Consider the following 1,176-nt stretch of genomic DNA (forward strand, 5'->3'; position numbering starts at 1 on the left):
ATGGCGAAGCAAAAGTTTGACCGTTCGAAGCCGCATGTGAACATCGGGACGATCGGGCATGTCGACCACGGCAAGACGACGCTGACGGCGGCGATCACGAAGTATTTCGGCGATTTCCAGGCCTATGACAAGATCGACGGGGCACCCGAGGAGAAGGCGCGCGGGATCACGATTTCGACCGCGCATGTCGAGTATTCGACCGAGAACCGTCACTACGCGCATGTCGATTGCCCGGGCCACGCCGACTACGTCAAGAACATGATCACCGGGGCGGCGCAGATGGACGGCGCGATCCTCGTGGTGAACGCCGCCGACGGCCCGATGCCGCAGACCCGCGAGCACATCCTGCTGGGCCGCCAGGTCGGGATCCCGACGATGGTCGTCTACATGAACAAGGTCGACCAGGTCGACGATGCCGAGCTTCTGGAGCTTGTCGAGATGGAGATCCGCGAGCTGCTGTCGAGCTACGAGTATCCAGGCGACGACATCCCGATCATCCCCGGCTCGGCGCTGGCGGCGATGGAAGGGCGCGACCCGGAGATCGGCGAGGAGTCGATCCGCAAGCTGATGGCGGCGGTCGACGAGTGGATCCCGACGCCCGAGCGCGCCATCGACCAGCCCTTCCTGATGCCGATCGAGGACGTGTTCTCGATCTCCGGCCGCGGCACGGTGGTGACCGGCCGGGTCGAGCGCGGCGTGATCAACGTGGGCGACGAGATCGAGATCGTCGGGCTGAAGGACACGCGCAAGACGACCTGCACGGGCGTCGAGATGTTCCGCAAGCTGCTGGACCGCGGCGAGGCGGGCGACAATATCGGCGCGCTGCTGCGCGGCATCGCGCGCGACGATGTCGAGCGCGGGCAGGTGCTGTGCAAGCCGAAATCGGTGACCCCGCACACCAAGTTCACCGCCGAGGCCTACATCCTGACCAAGGAAGAGGGCGGGCGCCACACGCCGTTCTTCGCCAACTACCGGCCGCAATTCTACTTCCGCACGACGGACGTGACCGGCACGGTGACGCTGCCCGAGGGCACGGAGATGGTGATGCCGGGCGACAACCTGACCTTCGAGGTCGAACTGATCGCGCCGATCGCCATGGAAGATGGCCTGCGCTTCGCCATCCGCGAAGGCGGCCGCACCGTCGGCGCCGGCGTCGTGTCGAAGATCCTCGTGTAA

Annotated in this window: 1 protein-coding gene; it reads left to right on the forward strand. The window is 65.6% G+C overall.

All coding sequences use genetic code 11. From position 1 onward, the window contains the following. On the forward strand, positions 1 to 1,176 hold a 1,176-nt coding region (tuf, locus tag V8324_RS21935; protein ID WP_336422004.1), incomplete at its 5' end, for an elongation factor Tu.

The organism is Roseovarius sp. D22-M7 (assembly GCF_037083785.1).
Lineage (GTDB): Bacteria > Pseudomonadota > Alphaproteobacteria > Rhodobacterales > Rhodobacteraceae > Roseovarius.